Origin of the sequence: Pelagibius litoralis, from assembly GCF_011683915.1 — a bacterium.
GTDB lineage: Bacteria > Pseudomonadota > Alphaproteobacteria > Kiloniellales > Kiloniellaceae > Pelagibius > Pelagibius litoralis.
This window is the reverse complement of record NZ_JAAQPH010000033.1, coordinates 1-14543: the sequence shown is the minus strand read 5'-3', so window position 1 is coordinate 14543 and position 14543 is coordinate 1. Positions and strand designations below refer to the sequence as shown.

The following is a 14543-nucleotide window of genomic DNA, read 5'->3' as shown; positions in this document are numbered from 1 at the left end:
CTAGGAAGCAGCAACACCCTCGCCGCATCGCAGCAGTTCCAGAAACCGCTCCGCCGACAGCAGCTCCTGGCGCAGATTCTCGCGCCGTGCCGCCGCCTCGGCGTCCTCGCCCCAACGCCGTGCCTGGTAGGTATCGTCCAGCTGCGACACGGCATGGGCCTGATCGGCATCCAGCCTACCATGCGACAGGGCCAGGCCGATAATCAGGGAGCCAGCCGCCTGTACTGCTGCCGCAAGCCCGGTCAAGGCCATACCCTGGTGATCGGCCACGGCTTGCTTCAGGGCCGCCAAGCTGGCCGCCGGCTGTTCCTGCGAAACGACCCCGCCGGTTTTCAGAAGCGGTGCCGCGAAACGATCAGCCGCCCAATCCAGCAGCGGCTGCCAGTGCTGTTGCTGCAGGCCCAGCAGTTCGCCCACCTCATCGGTCCAGTAGCAGATCAGGTCATGGCCGCCATAGTCCGCCAGATCCGCGACGATCCTGTCGCGCTGCGGAACAACGATATCGATTGCCGTGCAGGTGAGACTGTTGAGCGGCATAAGCGCCGGATCGACTTCTTCATCCTGCGCCTGCCATTCCTCGGCGATAGCCTGAGCGAGCGGCTGCGACAACACCACCAGAGGCGCCTTGGCCGGCGTGCGGACAGGCCGCCCGTCAAGCAGCACCTGAAAACCCGGGGCATCGCCGGCATCGGCGCCCGCCGTGGCCGTCTTGTAGAAACGCTTGATCTTTTGCATGAAGTAAACCGAAAAATCAGTTACCGAACAGGTTCTTAAGGCCTTCTCCGATATCCTCGATCACACCTGTGGGTGACGGCTCTTCGGTCGCCTGGCCCGGCGCAGCGCCGCCGGCAGGCTGGACCTCGGAGTTGGCCGGATCAGAGTTAGCCGGGCCGGATTGGGCCAGGCCGATGGCCGTCAGCGCCTCGCCGCAAAGGGTCTGATCGCCGCCGATCTTGCCGATCAGCGGACCGGTTCCGACCAGCCCCCCCAGGGTATCGACCGCACCGGCGACAATGTTCCCGCTGGTCTCGGCCACCGTCCCGACTGTCCCCACCACATTCACCGCCGCCCCGATCGCGTCGGGGACGATGCTGGGGTCCTCCATCGGGCCGATGACCTTGAACGGCACCGCCAGGCTCGCCAGGCTCGGTTCGCTGGTCTCGGTGTCGAAGGTCAGGCTGACCCTTTCAGCCTCCAGGTCGATACCGCCGCGCCCGGCAATGGCGAAGGTTCCGGTATCCATCACCAGCGCGCGGCTCTTGGCCTGGCCCGCCACAATATCGAAACGCCCGATGATACAGTCCAGATTGGCCTGATCAGCCGTTCCGAACAGCGGACCGGTAATGTTACTGAGGCCGGCGCTGAAGAAGCTGAGCAGGGCATTGTCGATGGTCCCGTCCTGAGAGACCGCCTGGACATGTCCGTCGAGGCTGGATGCCAGGGCATGGGCGCTGCCGCCCTTGCCCGACAAGGCAACGTCCAGCGCCAAGGGCCCACCGACCCGGTCGCTGATTTCAGCGGCCTGCAGCAACTCCCCGAAATCCATGCCCTCGCCTTGCAGCACCAGGTCCACGACAGCCGGCTCCCGCCGGGCATCCAGGCTGCCGCGGCCAGTCAGCGTGCCGCCGGCCAAGACCGCCTGCATCGGCTCAACCTGCAGCCGGCCTTCTTTCAGGTGCGCGGAGAGCTTTACGTCATTCAGAATGACCCGCGGCGTCGCCCGCAGTTCCCCAGCGCTGAGCGCCAGTTCGCCGTCCAGGGCGGCGAGCCCATCGAGCGCCAACGGCTCTTTCGAGAAGATCCGGCCACCCTTCTCTCCGCTTTGCTCCGCCTTCTCTTGATCGTTAGGGGCCGACGATTCCGTCGGCGGCGCAAAGTCCGCCATATCCAGGGTCTTGGCGGCCAGATCAGCGGTCACAACCGGGCGCTTGCCACTGAGATCAAGCGTACCGGCGCCGGCCAGATCGCTGCCGCCGACCTGCGCCGTTAATCCAGAAAAATCAATGAGATTCCCATTAATGTTGACATCGCTTGTCAACTTATAGGGCCCCAGGTTGGGGATCTCGGTCCCGGCCAGGGGGGTCAGTGCCGCCAGGCTGTCACCCTGGGCGGTAACGGCCAGCTTCGCCCTCGCAGCCCCGACAAGATCGCCGGCGGTTCCCTTGATGGTTCCTTTGGCCCCCCCTGCCTCCACGGCCAGATCGAGCGGGCTGGCATCGCCTGAGAGAACGGCCCGCAGGCTGCCGAAGGTGCCTTCCACCCGAAACGGACTGTCGTTGTAACGTCCCGCCACCATCAGACTGCGCGCTGCGCCACCTTCCGGAACCAGGCCGGAAGCCTCGGTCAGATCGACCCGCAACTGCTCCTCGGGGGTCGCACCCTTGACCGTCAGGCGACCGCCCTGAACCGCAAAGGCCTGTATGTCGGGCAAGCCGCCGCCGCTATCCTTTCCCGCCGTCTCCGTCCCCTGATCCGCTGCCCCGGAGGCCGCCGTTTCAAACTCCCAGTTGCCGCGGCCTTCGGCGTCGGTCTCCAGCAGTATATCCGGATCGACCAGAACCAGCCGATTGACGACGATATCGCCGGTCAGCAGCGGCAACAGTTCGACCTCCACCTCCAGGCGGCTGATGGTGGCCATTTCCGCGCGGCTGCCCCAGGAAGCATTGGCAAAGCGAATATCCTGAAGATCGACCGAAGGGCTGAAGGAGATCTGCAGGTCGACCGGCCCGGCGATCACCAGATCGCGTCCGGTCGCCCGTTTGACTTCTCCTTGAAGCAACGTCGTCAGGTCGTCGAACTGCAGCGACGACAGCGCGGCGTAACCGGCGACCACAATCCCGGTAACCACCGCGACACTCCAATAGAGAACCCGCCTCAATCTCATCCTGTTGCTCCGCTAAGGCTCACAAGAGCCTCATGTAGATCAGTAAACTTATCAATCACCAGGCCCGCTCCGGCGGCATGCAGCTGATCGCGATGATGGTAACCCCAATCCACGCCCAGCGCATCGCAGCCGGCATCCCGCGCCATCTGAATATCGAAGGTCGTGTCGCCGATCATCACCGTATCCTGCGGATCGGCCCCGACATCCGCCATGGCCAATTGTAAGACATGGGGATGCGGCTTGCTGGGGCCGTCGTCCGCTGTTCTGAGCGTCGCGAAGCAGTCTTCGATGCCATGCCCTTCCAACACCCTGACCAGGCCGTTCCGTCCCTTGCCCGTGACGATGCCGAGCATCAGCTCCGGGTGATCAAGGGCCGCCAGGACATCCCGCGCGCCTTCGAACAGCGGCTCTTCATGATCGGGCTGGCTGAGGCGCTCGTGAAAGGCTTCACGGTAAAGGCCGGCGACCCTTTGGGCCCGGCCCTCATCGGGTTCCGGCAACAGCACGTTGACCGCCACCTCCAGCTTCAGCCCGATGATGCTGTGAACCGAAGGCGCAGTCGGGGCCGCCAAGCCGTCGGCGCGGAATGCCTGGCCCATGCAGTGGACGATGGTGTGCTGGCTGTCGACCAGTGTTCCATCGAGGTCGAAAACGATGAAGCGGTGGCGAAAAGGGAGCTGATTCATTGCGCGTTGTCTCTATCACGTTGGGCCCGCATGCTTAAGGTGATTCGCCCTTTCCCGCCGCGACTTTCTGCAATGGCGGGGAATGACGGTCCCGGACCCGGCCCAAGCAGCGAGGCGCCAGCATGGCAAACACAGCGCAACCCGGCAGCAGACACCCTAGCCGGCCCCGGCTCTGCCTGTCTCTGGGCCTGATGCTGGCCGTGAGCGCCTGCGACCAGGGCCCCGCCACCAACACCCGCTTCATGCACCCCAGCGGCGCACAGGAGTTCCTGATCGCCGCCACCAGGAACCAGGGGCCGCTTCACCTGGAAATCCACGGCCAGGCCTTTGCCGCGTCGCCGGCGCTGGAAGCCCTGATCGCCGGGACGATGGAGAAGGCTATTCAGACACGCAGGCTGCGCGTTGCCACCGAACCGTCAGAAGCAGAGGATCCCCGCTTCAAGCTCTTGCTGCTGTTCAACGCCCCAGCCTCTACCGAGGTTTTGGCCCTCTGCAAGAACCAGCCCGACGGGGGCGAAGCGCGCAGCGACGGCCGCATCGAGGTTCTGGCGGCTTTTTGCAACGGGGAACGCTTGGTTTCCGCAGTACAGGGATGGGTCGAGGAGGCTGAAGCGCCGGACTCCGATCGTTTCCAACAGCTTATCAGGCAGGTGGCCCGCGACCTCTTCAGTCCCCGGCGCAAGGGCGAGTAAACGCCGGTGCCCGGCGATGGGCCAACCGAGTCTGCCTGAACCGTCTCTGATCGTCGCAATTCCTTAACCAATGCGGCAGTTCCGCCTCATTCTCGTGGCTAAAAGGTGAAGTGCTTATATGGCGCCTTGCCTCGCAAATGGTGACCGAAGTGGGGCCAAATCTGTCACCCATCTTATTTGCCGCACCCTTATCCACAGCCCTATCTACCTGATAAAAAAAGATTCTTTATGAGTAGACCACATTTCGGTCACATTTGCCCAACTATTAACAAACAATTAACCAAGTAAAAATGCCATATCCTTGACTAATGCTGTGACATCTATGGGTTTTGATTGATGTCATTTTTGGATATTAAGATTTTAGAAGGAGAATTAAGAAAAAATCATGCTTATACCTTGGGCTCCAGACAACAAATCCAGAGGGTGGGCATGTTCTCTAAACACATCACGGGCAAACTTGCGGGTTTCACCATCGCCGCGGCCACGGCCATCGCGATTTCTTCTCCGGCAGCCGCCGACGACTGGCTCAATTCAGTTGAGCGTCACTATTCGGCAGCGGAGAGCACTAAATATCAGCCGGAGGCAGGTTCCGAGTGGGGCTTCTCTTTGGCCACGGTGATGAGCGATATGGAATGGCGCAAGAAAACCGCCGCCGCCCTGCGCAACCAGAACCGTCCGACTGTCACGGCCCAGAGCAAGCGCTATCGCCAGTTGGTACAGCGATCCGAGCCGCGTCGTCTCTCCGCATTCTAGCCGGTCTGTAAGGGCAAACAGGGCCTCTAGGCAAAGACGCCAATCCAAAGATGTGGATGCGGCGATCTAGTAAGACCTGTGGCCCTGGCCGGGTGAGTGGCTGATGCCTTCGGCATAGGCCAACAGGGCTTCGAAAGCCGCCTCGCCTTTTCGTTCATCAAACCCCAGCTTCTTCCAGCTTTCCGCCATATGGGCCGGCAAGGGTGCCGTGGTCCGCAGGGTGGTGCCGTCATCCGGATGCGGCAAAGCAAGCTCCCGCGCCAAGAGGTGCATGGACTTCGGCAGATCCAGCTTCGCCGGAAAGGCATCGCGTCCACCGTACTTGCCGTCCCCAACGATGGGCGTACCCATGGCCGCACAATGGACCCGCAGTTGATGCGTACGCCCGGTCAGTGGCATCAGCACCAGCCAGGCCACATCACGGCGGTAGCTCTCGACCACGCGGTACAGGGTCTGGGCGGCCTTGCCGTCCTCGCCGGCGGGCGCCACTGCGTCGCCCAAAGCGGACCGGACCTTGGCCAAAGGCAGGTCGATCAAGCCCCGCCGCTCTTCCGGCACGCCCCTGACCAGGGCCCAATAGACTTTCTGGGTAGTCTTGCCGCGGAAGGCCGCCGTCAGCGCGCGGGCACTGGCGGCGTTGCGTGCCAGCAGCAGGACCCCGGCGGTATCTTTATCCAACCGATGGACCAGTCTCGGCCGCTCGCCAGAGCCGAACCGAAGGGCGTCGAGCATACCATCCAGGTGACGCGACTGACCGCTGCCGCCCTGCACCGCCAGGCCGGCCGGCTTGTCCAGGGCAATGACCGAAGCATCGCGGTACAGGACCCTGCCCAGCAGGTCCGCCTCGGCCTCCGCCGAGAGGCGCACCCGCCCGGGCCGATCACTTGCCGGCCGCGCTGTTTCCGGGTCCGGCAAGGGAGGTATGCGAACGGTTTCTCCGGCCTCGATCCGGTGGGCCGACTTTGCCCGTTTCCCGTCAACCCGCACCTCGCCCTTTCGCAGGAGCTTTTCCAGGCGCCCCTGGGTGACCTGGGGAAAGCGCTGGCGGAACCATCGGTCCAGCCGCTGGCCGGCTTCTTCCGCCGCAACGGTGATCTGCTGAACCTGGCTCATCCGACGCTGATCCGCACCAGATAGAGGCCCGCAGCAAAACCGGCGATGGAAAAGACCACGGAAGCGGCGACATAGCCTGCCGCCTGGAAGACGGCGCCGCGCTCGTAGAGCAGAAAGGCCTCCAGGGAAAAAGTCGAGAAGGTGGTGAATGCCCCCAGAAATCCGATGGTGAGGAGCGCGCGAAGCTCTGCCGAGGGCGACCAGGTTATCGCCATGACCTCCACCAGGAGCCCCATGACGAAAGACCCGAGCACATTGACGCTGAGGGTCCCCAGCGGAAACCCCCCGATCCAGGGACCGAACCAATGGCTCACCTGGGCGATCATCAAATAGCGTCCAAGCGCACCCAGGGCACCGCCCAGCGCAACGCTCGCCAAGACCTGAACCTGCATGCGCCCCGTCCCCTTGCCAAACCAAGGCCGTCCGCCCGATCGGGCGGCGGCGGCTTTCTAGCTATCAGAGACGAAACCGGGGCGCAAACGCCCTTGCTGCGGTGTGGGCCCTTTCGGGTCTGCGCTCTATGCAGCCACCGAACGGGGGCCACCGCTGCCCATCCAGGACAGGCAGTTGGCGCTGTCCATGAGATAGACCCCGATCCGGCCGAGTTCGCGCACCGAGTCCTCGGTCGCGTTGCAAAGCGCATCGGTCGCCAGGATAATCCTGAAATCGCGTGCCGACGCTTCGTAGACCGAGGCGCGGCCGCCCGTCGAGAAACTGAAGCCGCAGATCACCAGGGTCGTTACTTCCTGTTCGCGCAGCTTGGCTTCCAGCGCCGTATCGTGAAAGGCGCCCCAACGCGGGCGGTAGTGGACGAACTCGTTGCCCGCGACCTCCTGGAACTCGCCGGAGAACAGCAGCTCCGGATCCAGGCGCATGTCGGCGCTGGGCTGCAGATCGTCGATCAGCTCGGCGCCCAAAGTGCCGGGCATGAGAATGCGCATGCCTTCTTCGACCGCCTGACGGCGGCAGGCATCGACGTTGGAACCATCGGCCTTATACAGCCGGACCGAGTGAAAGATCGGTGCGCCCTGGGCCCGAAACGCCTCAACAAGCCGCTTCATGTTCGGCAGCGCCGAACGGGTTCCCGAGGCCCGCAGCGGCGAGCCCGGCGTGATGAAATCACGCTGCGCAGAGATACAAAGAAGAGCTGCTTTGCCCTTATCAGGCACGCAGTAGTTGGCCATGCAACGCCCCTATGATCCTAGTGAGTTTGGTTAATTTGCCACTCGGGCCCTAAGCAGCCCGGCGTCATTGTCACGGTGACAAACTACGACCATTACGCCAGCAAACAACAGGCAAGGCGGAATGGCAGCCGCGCGCGAAACGCAAGGCTGGCTCTAACCCTCGCTTCCATCACCGCTTTGCTGACGGTTGCGAAGCTTCGCCCAATAGTCGAGCCGTTTGCGGATCTCTCGCTCAAACCCGCGCTCGACAGGGCGGTAGAAGGGCTGTCGCCCCAAGGATTCAGGAAAATAATCCTGACCCGAAAAACCCTCTGCCGTGTCGTGGTCGTAATGGTAACCCTGGCCGTAACCCAGGTCGCGCATCAGGCCCGTCGGCGCGTTCAGAATATGCGCCGGTGGCGCCAGCGAGCCGCTCTCCCCGGCGCTTTTGCGCGCGCCCTTATAGGCCTTGTAGGCGGCGTTGGACTTTGGCGCGGTGGCCAGATAGATCACCGCCTGGGCCAGGGCCAACTCGCCCTCCGGTGAGCCGATCCGCTCAAAAGCCTGCCAGGCAGCCATCGACTGCGGCAGCGCATCCGGGTCAGCCAGGCCGACATCCTCGACGGCAAAGCGCACCAGACGGCGGGCGATGAAGTGGGGGTCCTCGCCGCCGGCCAGCATCCGGGCGAACCAGTAGAGCGCCGCATCGCAGTCGGACCCGCGCAGCGATTTGTGCAGAGCCGAGATGAGGTTGTAGTGGCTTTCCTGGCCCTTGTCGTAAATCGGCGCGCGCTTCTGGACCACCGCGGCAAGGGCGGCGGTGTCCAGGGGCTCCCGGCCGGCGAGCGCCAGCACCTCTTCGGCCAGATTCAGAAGGTAACGCCCGTCCCCGTCGGCCATGGCCATCAGGGCCGCCCGCGACTCGGAGGTCAGCGGCAGATTGCGGCCCTCCAAGGCCTCGACCCGCGCCAGAAGCTCACGCAGGGCCGCTTCCTCCAACCGCTTGAGGACGAGGACCTGACAGCGCGACAGCAAAGCCGCGTTCAGCTCGAAGGAAGGATTCTCGGTCGTGGCGCCCACCAGAACAACGGTGCCGTCTTCGACAAAAGGCAGGAAGCCGTCCTGCTGGGCCCGATTAAAGCGATGTATCTCATCGACGAAAAGCAAAGTGCCGCGGCCGGCGAGACGGCGCTGCTTGGCCCGCTCGAAAACCTTGCGGAGATCGGCGACGCCGGAGAAGACCGCCGAGAGCGGTTCGAACTCCAGGGTCGTCTCCTGGGCCAGCAGCCGCGCAATCGTGGTCTTGCCGCAACCCGGCGGCCCCCAAAGAACAAGCGATGCCAGACGGGCCGACGCCAGCATCCGGCCAAGGGGGCCCTCCGGCCCCAGAAGGTGGTCCTGCCCCACCACCTCGGCGAGGCTTTGCGGCCTGAGACGATCGGCCAAGGGCCGCGGGGCCTGGCTTTCAAATAGTCCTGTCATGGCGTGGCGCGCCTTTCTCCCGTCATCGGGCTTTCTGACGCATTGGACTCTCCGCTTCAAGGCCCGCCTGTGGCGGCAGCCGACCAATGGAGCCTACAACAAGGCGACGGCCCCCTACGACAGCCTATCGGTTATCCAAGATCATGATCCATTAAGGATTTAGCCGCGTATCAGTACAAGTGAATATGCGTTGGTCAGGGCGCAGCGGCACACAGGGTGGGGCGTTCCGGAAAGATCGACAACGGATTGAAAAGCGGCCTGTCCCTGCGCGGTACGCCGCACTAGGTATCTAAAAGAGAGGTTGTGCCCTCGGCAGACCGGGATCGTAAAAATCACGGAGCCGCCCAAAGGCGCAGGTCGATAAGGGAAGAGTATGAAGATTGCAGTTGTTGGGGCCGGCATCACCGGCTTGGGTGCGGCCTGGGCCTTAGACAAAAGTCATGACGTAACGCTTTTTGAGTCGGAAGGACGCCTTGGCGGTCACGCCAATACGGTCGACATCACCCTGGGCGGGGCGCCCTTGGCCGTCGATACCGGCTTTATCGTCTACAACGAACTTGCCTACCCCAACCTGACCAGGCTTTTCGAGGCACTGGCTGTGCCGACCCAGCGCAGCGATATGTCCTTCTCGGTCTCGCTCGACAACGGCCGCCTGGAATACCGGGGCAGTGCCGCCGGGCTGTTCATTCAGAAGCGCAATCTTCTGCGGCCGCGTTTCTGGTCGATGCTGCGCGATCTGCTGCGCTTTTACCGCGATGCCCCCGGCGCCATGCGAGAGGCGGAAACCGCCAGCATGAGCCTTGGTGAACTCCTCACCCATGGCGGCTATGGAGAAGCCTTTACCCGGGACCACCTGCTGCCGATGGGATCGGCGATCTGGTCGACGCCCTTGGAAGACATGCTGGCCTTCCCGGCCCAATCCTTCATCCAGTTCTGTGAGAACCATGGCTTGCTGTTGATGAAGGGTCGGCCGCAGTGGCGCACCGTTACCGGCGGCAGCCGCGAGTATGTCAGCCGCATCAGGGACGCGCTTAGGGGCGAGGTGCGCCTGGCAAGCCCGATCGCCGCCCTGCGGCGCGCGCCCGACGGCGTCTACCTGCGCGCCGCCGGCCGGGATGAGGAACGCTTCGATCAGGTCGTGCTCGCCTGCCATGCCGACCAGGCTCTGCGCATGCTCGGTGCCGGTGCGACGAACAAGGAGCGGGCCGTCCTGGGCGCCTTCCGCTACGAAGAAAATCGTGCCCTGCTGCATACCGATGCCAGCCTGATGCCGCGGCGGCGCGGCGCCTGGGCAAGCTGGAACTACACCAGCGGCAGCATCGCCGCGCCGGCCGACGGGGCGACCTTGGGCGACTTCGATACGCAGAAGGTCTCTGTCACTTACTGGATGAACCAACTGCAGGGCATCGACCGGCGCCATCCGCTGTTCGTTACCCTGAACCCGGAGCGCGAACCGGCGCTGGGCTCGGTACTGCGAAGCTTCGTCTACGACCACCCGCTGTTCGATGCCGCGGCCCTGCAGGCACAACGGACCCTGCCGGATATCCAGGGCTCCCTGCGCACTTGGTTCTGTGGCTCCTACTGCGGTTATGGCTTTCATGAGGACGGGCTGCAGGCCGGCCTGGGTGTCGCCGCCGCCCTCGGCGCGCCGGCCCCCTGGGCGCAAGACGTCATCCCGCGCAGCCCCGCGGCAGAGGCCGTGGTTCCCGCCGCCGTCATGGAGGCTGCCGAGTGACGCGACACCCGGCAAAGACAGACCCGGCTGCGACCGTCGCGGAAAGCGGGGCGCTTCGATCCTGCCTCTACTTCGGGCAGGTGATGCACAAACGTATGCGTCCCTTCACGCACCGCTTTCGCTACAGCGTTTTTTCGCTCTTTCTCGATCTGGACGAGTTGCCGCGCCTGACCCGCAGCCTGCCGCTGCTTTCTCACAACCGCTTCAACATCTTCAGTTTTCGCGATAGCGATCACGGGCCGCGGGACGGAACGCCACTGAGGCCCTGGGCGGAAGCGCAGTTGCTGGCAGCGGGCATCGACCTGGAGGGTGGCGCCCTTCGCCTGCTCTGTTTTCCGCGTATCCTGGGTTACGTCTTCAACCCTCTTTCGGTTTGGTTCTGCCATCATCGCAACGGGTCGCTGCGCGCCATTATCTACGAGGTGAAGAACACCTTCGGCGAGCAGCACTGCTATCTGATCCCGGTTGCCGAGGACAATCGCGACAACAAACCGATCCTGCAAAGCTGCGAGAAAAAATTCTACGTCTCACCCTTCATTGAGATGGCCTCCGCCTATCGTTTCAGGCTGCGCGAACCGCAGGAGAGTCTTTCAATCCTGATCCGCCAGGCCGTCGCCGAAGGGGAAGTTCTTCTGGCAACGCTCACCGGGCGGCGGGTCGCCATCGATCACGGCGGGCTGTGGCGTGCGCTCCTGCGCTACCCTCTCATGACCGCCAAGGTGATGGCTGCGATCCATTGGGAGGCGCTTTGGATCTGGCGCAAGGGCGGGCGCTTTTACCGGCGTGGCGCACCGCCGGCGCAGGCGGTTACCCGGGCCGCTCCGTAACAGCCTTTTCAGGTCAATCCCTTACACAAGCCAACTGGACATCGCGATGAACCTTAGGCAAAACAATCTGGTGTCCTTAGGTCCTTACAGACTCCTGATCACCCTGGGCCGCTGCCTTCGCGCCGGTTCTGTGCTTCTGGAACTGCCGGACGGTTCGCGGCATCTCTTTGAAGGTGCGGAGCCCGGCCCTTCGGCAATGCTCAGGGTTATCAGGCCACGCTTTGTCCGCCGCTTGCTGCTTGGCGGACACAACGGCTTTGCCGAAGCCTATGTGGACGGCGACTTTGAAACCGAAGACCTGGCGGCGGTGATCAAGGTCGGTGCGCTGAACGAAGCCGCCTGGCAGAAAGTGGTCAACGGGCATCCGTTCATGCGCTTCCTGCACCGCCTGCCGCACCTGCTGCGGGTCAATTCGAAGACCGGGTCAAAGCGCAACATCGCTTACCACTACGATCTCGGGAACGCGTTTTACGAGCAGTGGCTGGACCCCAGCATGACCTATTCGTCGGCGGTCTTTGCCTCCGAAGCCGACAGCCTGGAATCGGCGCAGCAGAATAAGTACCAGGCCATGACGCAGCTCGCCGAGCTGAACCCCGACCATCACCTGCTGGAGGTCGGTTGCGGCTGGGGCGGCTTTGCCGCCTATGCCGCAAAGCAGACCGGTTGCCGGGTGACCGGGATCACCATATCCGAAGAGCAGTACGACTATGCCCGCAAGCGGGTTCACCTGGACGGCTTGAACGAGAAGGTCGAAATCAGGCGTCAGGACTACCGCGACGTAACGGGCAGTTTCGACCGCGTGGCGTCGATCGAAATGTTCGAAGCGGTGGGCGAGCGCTACTGGCCGGTCTTCTTCGACAAACTGCGTGAGGCCCTGCATCCCGACGGACGGATCGCACTGCAGATCATCACCATCGACGATGCGATCTGGGAGCCCTACCGACGCGGTGCTGACTTCATCCAGCGCCATATCTTTCCAGGCGGTCTTCTGCCGTCGCGCCAGGCTTTGAAATCAAACATTCAACAGGCCGGCCTGGAGTGGGTCGGCGACCGTGGTTTTGGCCTGGACTATGCCCGCACTCTGGCGGACTGGGCCCAGCGTTTCGAAGCCGCCTGGCCCGGTATCTCGGCGCTCGGCTACGACGAACGCTTCCGGCGGATGTGGCACTACTACCTCGCCTACTGCGAGGTGGGATTTCAGATCGGCCGTATCGATGTCCGTCAGATCGCCCTGTCCCGCGGGTAACCGGCTTTGCCAGACACAAACGCCAAGGGCGCGGGTCTCTCCCGGCCCCTCTTGCTTGCCTACGGTCTGCCCGGGCTGCCCTTGGCGGCCATCGGTGTGCCGCTTTACGTCTACCTTCCGGCTTTCTATGCGGAGGAACTGGGCCTCGGCCTGGCGTCCGTCGGCGGGGCCCTTCTCATCGCCCGCATCTGGGATCTCTTCACCGACCCCCTGATGGGGCGCCTTTCCGATGCCCTGCGCACACCCTGGGGGCGCCGGCGTCCCTGGATGCTGCTGGGCGTTCCGATCCTCCTGATCAGCGCCTGGTTCCTTTTCCTGCCCGCGCAGGCGCCGGGTTTCATCTACCTGACAGCCTGGACCATGGCCCTCTACCTGGGCAGCACCATGATCCTCCTGCCCTATTCCGCCTGGGGCGCAGAGCTGTCGCAGAACTACAACGAGCGCAGCCGGATCGCCGCCTGGCGCGAAGGCTTCGTGGTCGTCGGCACGGTGATCGCAGCCGCGCTGCCAAGCCTGGTCGGAGATGACCGGAGCCTGACGCTCGAGTGGCTTTTTATCGGGATACTGGTCGCGCTGCCACTCTGCGTTGCAGCGACCTGCCTTTCGGTAAACGAACCCGCGATAGCGCAGAAAACCACCCTGCCCTGGCGCCGCTCCGTCGCGATTTTGTTGCGCAACGGCCCTTTCCTGAGGCTGGTTTCGGCCTATTTCCTCAATGGGATAGCGATCGGACTGCCGTCCACGCTGTTCCTGCTTTATGTGAAATTCGGACTGGAAGCTGAATCTTGGACCGGACCTCTGCTGCTGACCTATTTCGTGTGCGGGATCGCGGCGCTGCCACTCTGGCTGCGCCTCGCCTCGCGGATCGGCAAGCACAGGGCCTGGTGCCTCGCGATGCTGTTGGCCTGCGGCGTTTTCATCTGGGTGCCCTTGCTGGGCCCCGGCGACACCTGGGCCTTTCTTGTGGTCTGCATTCTCTCCGGCTTCGCGTTGGGCGCCGACCTGGCGCTGCCGCCGGCGATACAGGCCGACGTCATCGACCTGGACAGCCTGCACAGCCGCCGGCAAAGGGCGGGGGTGTACTTCGGCCTCTGGGGCATTGCGACGAAACTCGCCCTGGCGCTGGCCGTCGGCCTTTCCTTTCCGCTGCTGGATCTTGCCGGCTTCACCCCCGCCGCAGAACAACCCGGCGCCGTTTGGGCCCTGGCTTTGCTCTACGGCCTGGCACCGGTTGTGTTCAAGCTGGCGGCGATCCTGCTGGTCTGGAACTTCCCCATCACGGCACAACGCCAGCACCGCATTCGTGCGCTGATCAACAGGCGCGAAAGCAGACGATCAACAACGCCAGAGGCCGACGATGGTTCTTCTCCGTTGCTTCGCAGCGATCCTTCTTCTCTTCACAGCAGGCTGTAGCAGCATGACCCCCGAACAGTTCGACGGCCGCGAGCCGCGCCTTTTGATCGAAGACTACCTCGCCGGAGAGACCCGGGCCTGGGGCCTGTTCGTGGATCGCTTCGGCAATCTGCGCCGCGAGTTCGTTGTCGACATCACCGGCACCTGGGATGGCAAGACACTGACCCTGGTCGAAGATTTCGTCTACTCGGATGGGGAAGAACAGCAGCGCATCTGGACGATCAACAAGCTCGACGATCATCGCTACGAAGGCACCGCCGCGGATGTCATCGGCACCGCCGAAGGCGTTTCCTACGGCAACGCCCTGAACTGGCGCTACACCCTGGCCCTGAAGGTCGGCGATTCCATCTGGAACGTGCACTTCGATGACTGGATGTTTCTGCAGCCGGACGACGTTCTGATGAACCGCGCCCGCGTCAGCAAGTTCGGTTTCGACATCGGCGAGGTGACGATTTTTTTTCAAAAAGTTCCGGCACAGAACGCCGCGGCACTTGAAGGCCACAGCATCGCTGCCGAGTAACATCGCACACTAGAGCAGATCCCGGTCGA

General features: G+C 63.4%; 14 protein-coding genes. 7 read left to right on the top strand and 7 right to left on the bottom strand.

The genetic code is table 11. The annotated features are described in order from the left end of the window. Genes HBA54_RS26405 through HBA54_RS26395 form a run of 3 tightly spaced genes read right to left on the bottom strand, consistent with a single transcriptional unit; the run spans position 1 to position 3570 of the window. Positions 1-735, bottom strand: a complete 735-nt coding sequence (locus HBA54_RS26405) for an ATP12 family chaperone protein (protein ID WP_205944938.1) — start codon at positions 733-735, stop codon at positions 1-3. A gap of 16 nt (positions 736-751) precedes the next feature. After that, the gene (locus tag HBA54_RS26400; RefSeq protein WP_167230920.1) at positions 752-2884 is read right to left on the bottom strand and encodes an AsmA family protein; all 2133 of its coding nucleotides are present in this window, start codon (positions 2882-2884) and stop codon (positions 752-754) included. After that, positions 2881-3570, bottom strand: a complete 690-nt coding sequence (locus HBA54_RS26395; protein WP_167230917.1) for an HAD-IA family hydrolase — start codon at positions 3568-3570, stop codon at positions 2881-2883. The genes HBA54_RS26400 and HBA54_RS26395 overlap by 4 nt, the downstream gene beginning before the upstream one ends. A gap of 122 nt (positions 3571-3692) precedes the next feature. Between HBA54_RS26395 and HBA54_RS26390 the strand changes: the two genes are divergently transcribed. Both HBA54_RS26390 and HBA54_RS26385 read left to right on the top strand, forming a co-directional pair. Beyond that, positions 3693-4262, top strand: a complete 570-nt coding sequence (locus HBA54_RS26390; RefSeq protein ID WP_167230912.1) for a hypothetical protein — start codon at positions 3693-3695, stop codon at positions 4260-4262. A 336-nt stretch (positions 4263-4598) separates the two neighbouring features. Further along, positions 4599-5015 carry a hypothetical protein gene (locus HBA54_RS26385; RefSeq protein WP_167230909.1) on the top strand — a complete coding sequence of 139 codons (417 nt, stop codon included), beginning with the start codon at positions 4599-4601 and terminating at the stop codon, positions 5013-5015. Between the two features lie 66 nt (positions 5016-5081). On the opposite strand, the gene HBA54_RS26380 is transcribed toward HBA54_RS26385, so the two are convergent. From HBA54_RS26380 to HBA54_RS26365, 4 genes are all read right to left on the bottom strand, one after another. Then, positions 5082-6128 carry an RluA family pseudouridine synthase gene (locus HBA54_RS26380; RefSeq protein ID WP_167230905.1) on the bottom strand — a complete coding sequence of 349 codons (1047 nt, stop codon included), beginning with the start codon at positions 6126-6128 and terminating at the stop codon, positions 5082-5084. Then, the gene (gene crcB, locus HBA54_RS26375) at positions 6125-6520 is read right to left on the bottom strand and encodes a fluoride efflux transporter CrcB (RefSeq protein WP_167230902.1); all 396 of its coding nucleotides are present in this window, start codon (positions 6518-6520) and stop codon (positions 6125-6127) included. Before crcB ends, HBA54_RS26380 begins: the two co-directional genes overlap by 4 nt. Positions 6521-6646: 126 nt before the next feature. Then, entirely contained in the window at positions 6647-7312 is a 666-nt protein-coding gene (locus tag HBA54_RS26370; RefSeq protein ID WP_167230899.1) for a cysteine hydrolase family protein, read from the bottom strand. A 153-nt stretch (positions 7313-7465) separates the two neighbouring features. Next, on the bottom strand, positions 7466-8773 hold the full coding sequence (locus tag HBA54_RS26365) for a replication-associated recombination protein A (protein ID WP_167230896.1): 1308 nt from the start codon (positions 8771-8773) through the stop codon (positions 7466-7468). 373 nt (positions 8774-9146) lie between these two features. Here HBA54_RS26365 and HBA54_RS26360 point away from each other — a divergent pair, with 373 nt between their 5' ends. The 5 genes from HBA54_RS26360 to HBA54_RS26340 are packed head-to-tail and all read left to right on the top strand — an operon-like array spanning position 9147 to position 14514. After that, positions 9147-10508 (top strand): NAD(P)/FAD-dependent oxidoreductase, encoded by a 1362-nt coding sequence (locus HBA54_RS26360; RefSeq protein WP_167230893.1) that lies wholly within the window; start codon positions 9147-9149, stop codon positions 10506-10508. Then, positions 10505-11335 carry a DUF1365 domain-containing protein gene (locus HBA54_RS26355; RefSeq protein WP_322096126.1) on the top strand — a complete coding sequence of 277 codons (831 nt, stop codon included), beginning with the start codon at positions 10505-10507 and terminating at the stop codon, positions 11333-11335. The genes HBA54_RS26360 and HBA54_RS26355 overlap by 4 nt, the downstream gene beginning before the upstream one ends. A gap of 46 nt (positions 11336-11381) precedes the next feature. Then, entirely contained in the window at positions 11382-12581 is a 1200-nt protein-coding gene (locus tag HBA54_RS26350) for an SAM-dependent methyltransferase (protein ID WP_167230890.1), read from the top strand. 6 nt (positions 12582-12587) lie between these two features. Further along, positions 12588-13994 carry an MFS transporter gene (locus tag HBA54_RS26345; protein WP_167230887.1) on the top strand — a complete coding sequence of 469 codons (1407 nt, stop codon included), beginning with the start codon at positions 12588-12590 and terminating at the stop codon, positions 13992-13994. Positions 13995-13998: 4 nt separating this feature from the next. Next, positions 13999-14514 (top strand): DUF3833 domain-containing protein, encoded by a 516-nt coding sequence (locus tag HBA54_RS26340; RefSeq protein WP_240932925.1) that lies wholly within the window; start codon positions 13999-14001, stop codon positions 14512-14514. Positions 14515-14543 lie beyond the last annotated feature (29 nt).

Coding starts and splice junctions, on each gene's coding strand:
- HBA54_RS26385 (WP_167230909.1), top strand. CDS start 4,599: ATGTCATTTTTGGATATTAAGATTTTAGAAGGAGAATTAAGAAAAAAT.
- HBA54_RS26365 (WP_167230896.1), bottom strand. CDS start 8,773: ATGACAGGACTATTTGAAAGCCAGGCCCCGCGGCCCTTGGCCGATCGT.
- crcB (WP_167230902.1), bottom strand. CDS start 6,520: ATGCAGGTTCAGGTCTTGGCGAGCGTTGCGCTGGGCGGTGCCCTGGGT.
- HBA54_RS26380 (WP_167230905.1), bottom strand. CDS start 6,128: ATGAGCCAGGTTCAGCAGATCACCGTTGCGGCGGAAGAAGCCGGCCAG.
- HBA54_RS26405 (WP_205944938.1), bottom strand. CDS start 735: ATGCAAAAGATCAAGCGTTTCTACAAGACGGCCACGGCGGGCGCCGAT.
- HBA54_RS26395 (WP_167230917.1), bottom strand. CDS start 3,570: ATGAATCAGCTCCCTTTTCGCCACCGCTTCATCGTTTTCGACCTCGAT.
- HBA54_RS26370 (WP_167230899.1), bottom strand. CDS start 7,312: ATGGCCAACTACTGCGTGCCTGATAAGGGCAAAGCAGCTCTTCTTTGT.
- HBA54_RS26350 (WP_167230890.1), top strand. CDS start 11,382: ATGAACCTTAGGCAAAACAATCTGGTGTCCTTAGGTCCTTACAGACTC.
- HBA54_RS26390 (WP_167230912.1), top strand. CDS start 3,693: ATGGCAAACACAGCGCAACCCGGCAGCAGACACCCTAGCCGGCCCCGG.
- HBA54_RS26340 (WP_240932925.1), top strand. CDS start 13,999: ATGACCCCCGAACAGTTCGACGGCCGCGAGCCGCGCCTTTTGATCGAA.
- HBA54_RS26360 (WP_167230893.1), top strand. CDS start 9,147: ATGAAGATTGCAGTTGTTGGGGCCGGCATCACCGGCTTGGGTGCGGCC.
- HBA54_RS26400 (WP_167230920.1), bottom strand. CDS start 2,884: ATGAGATTGAGGCGGGTTCTCTATTGGAGTGTCGCGGTGGTTACCGGG.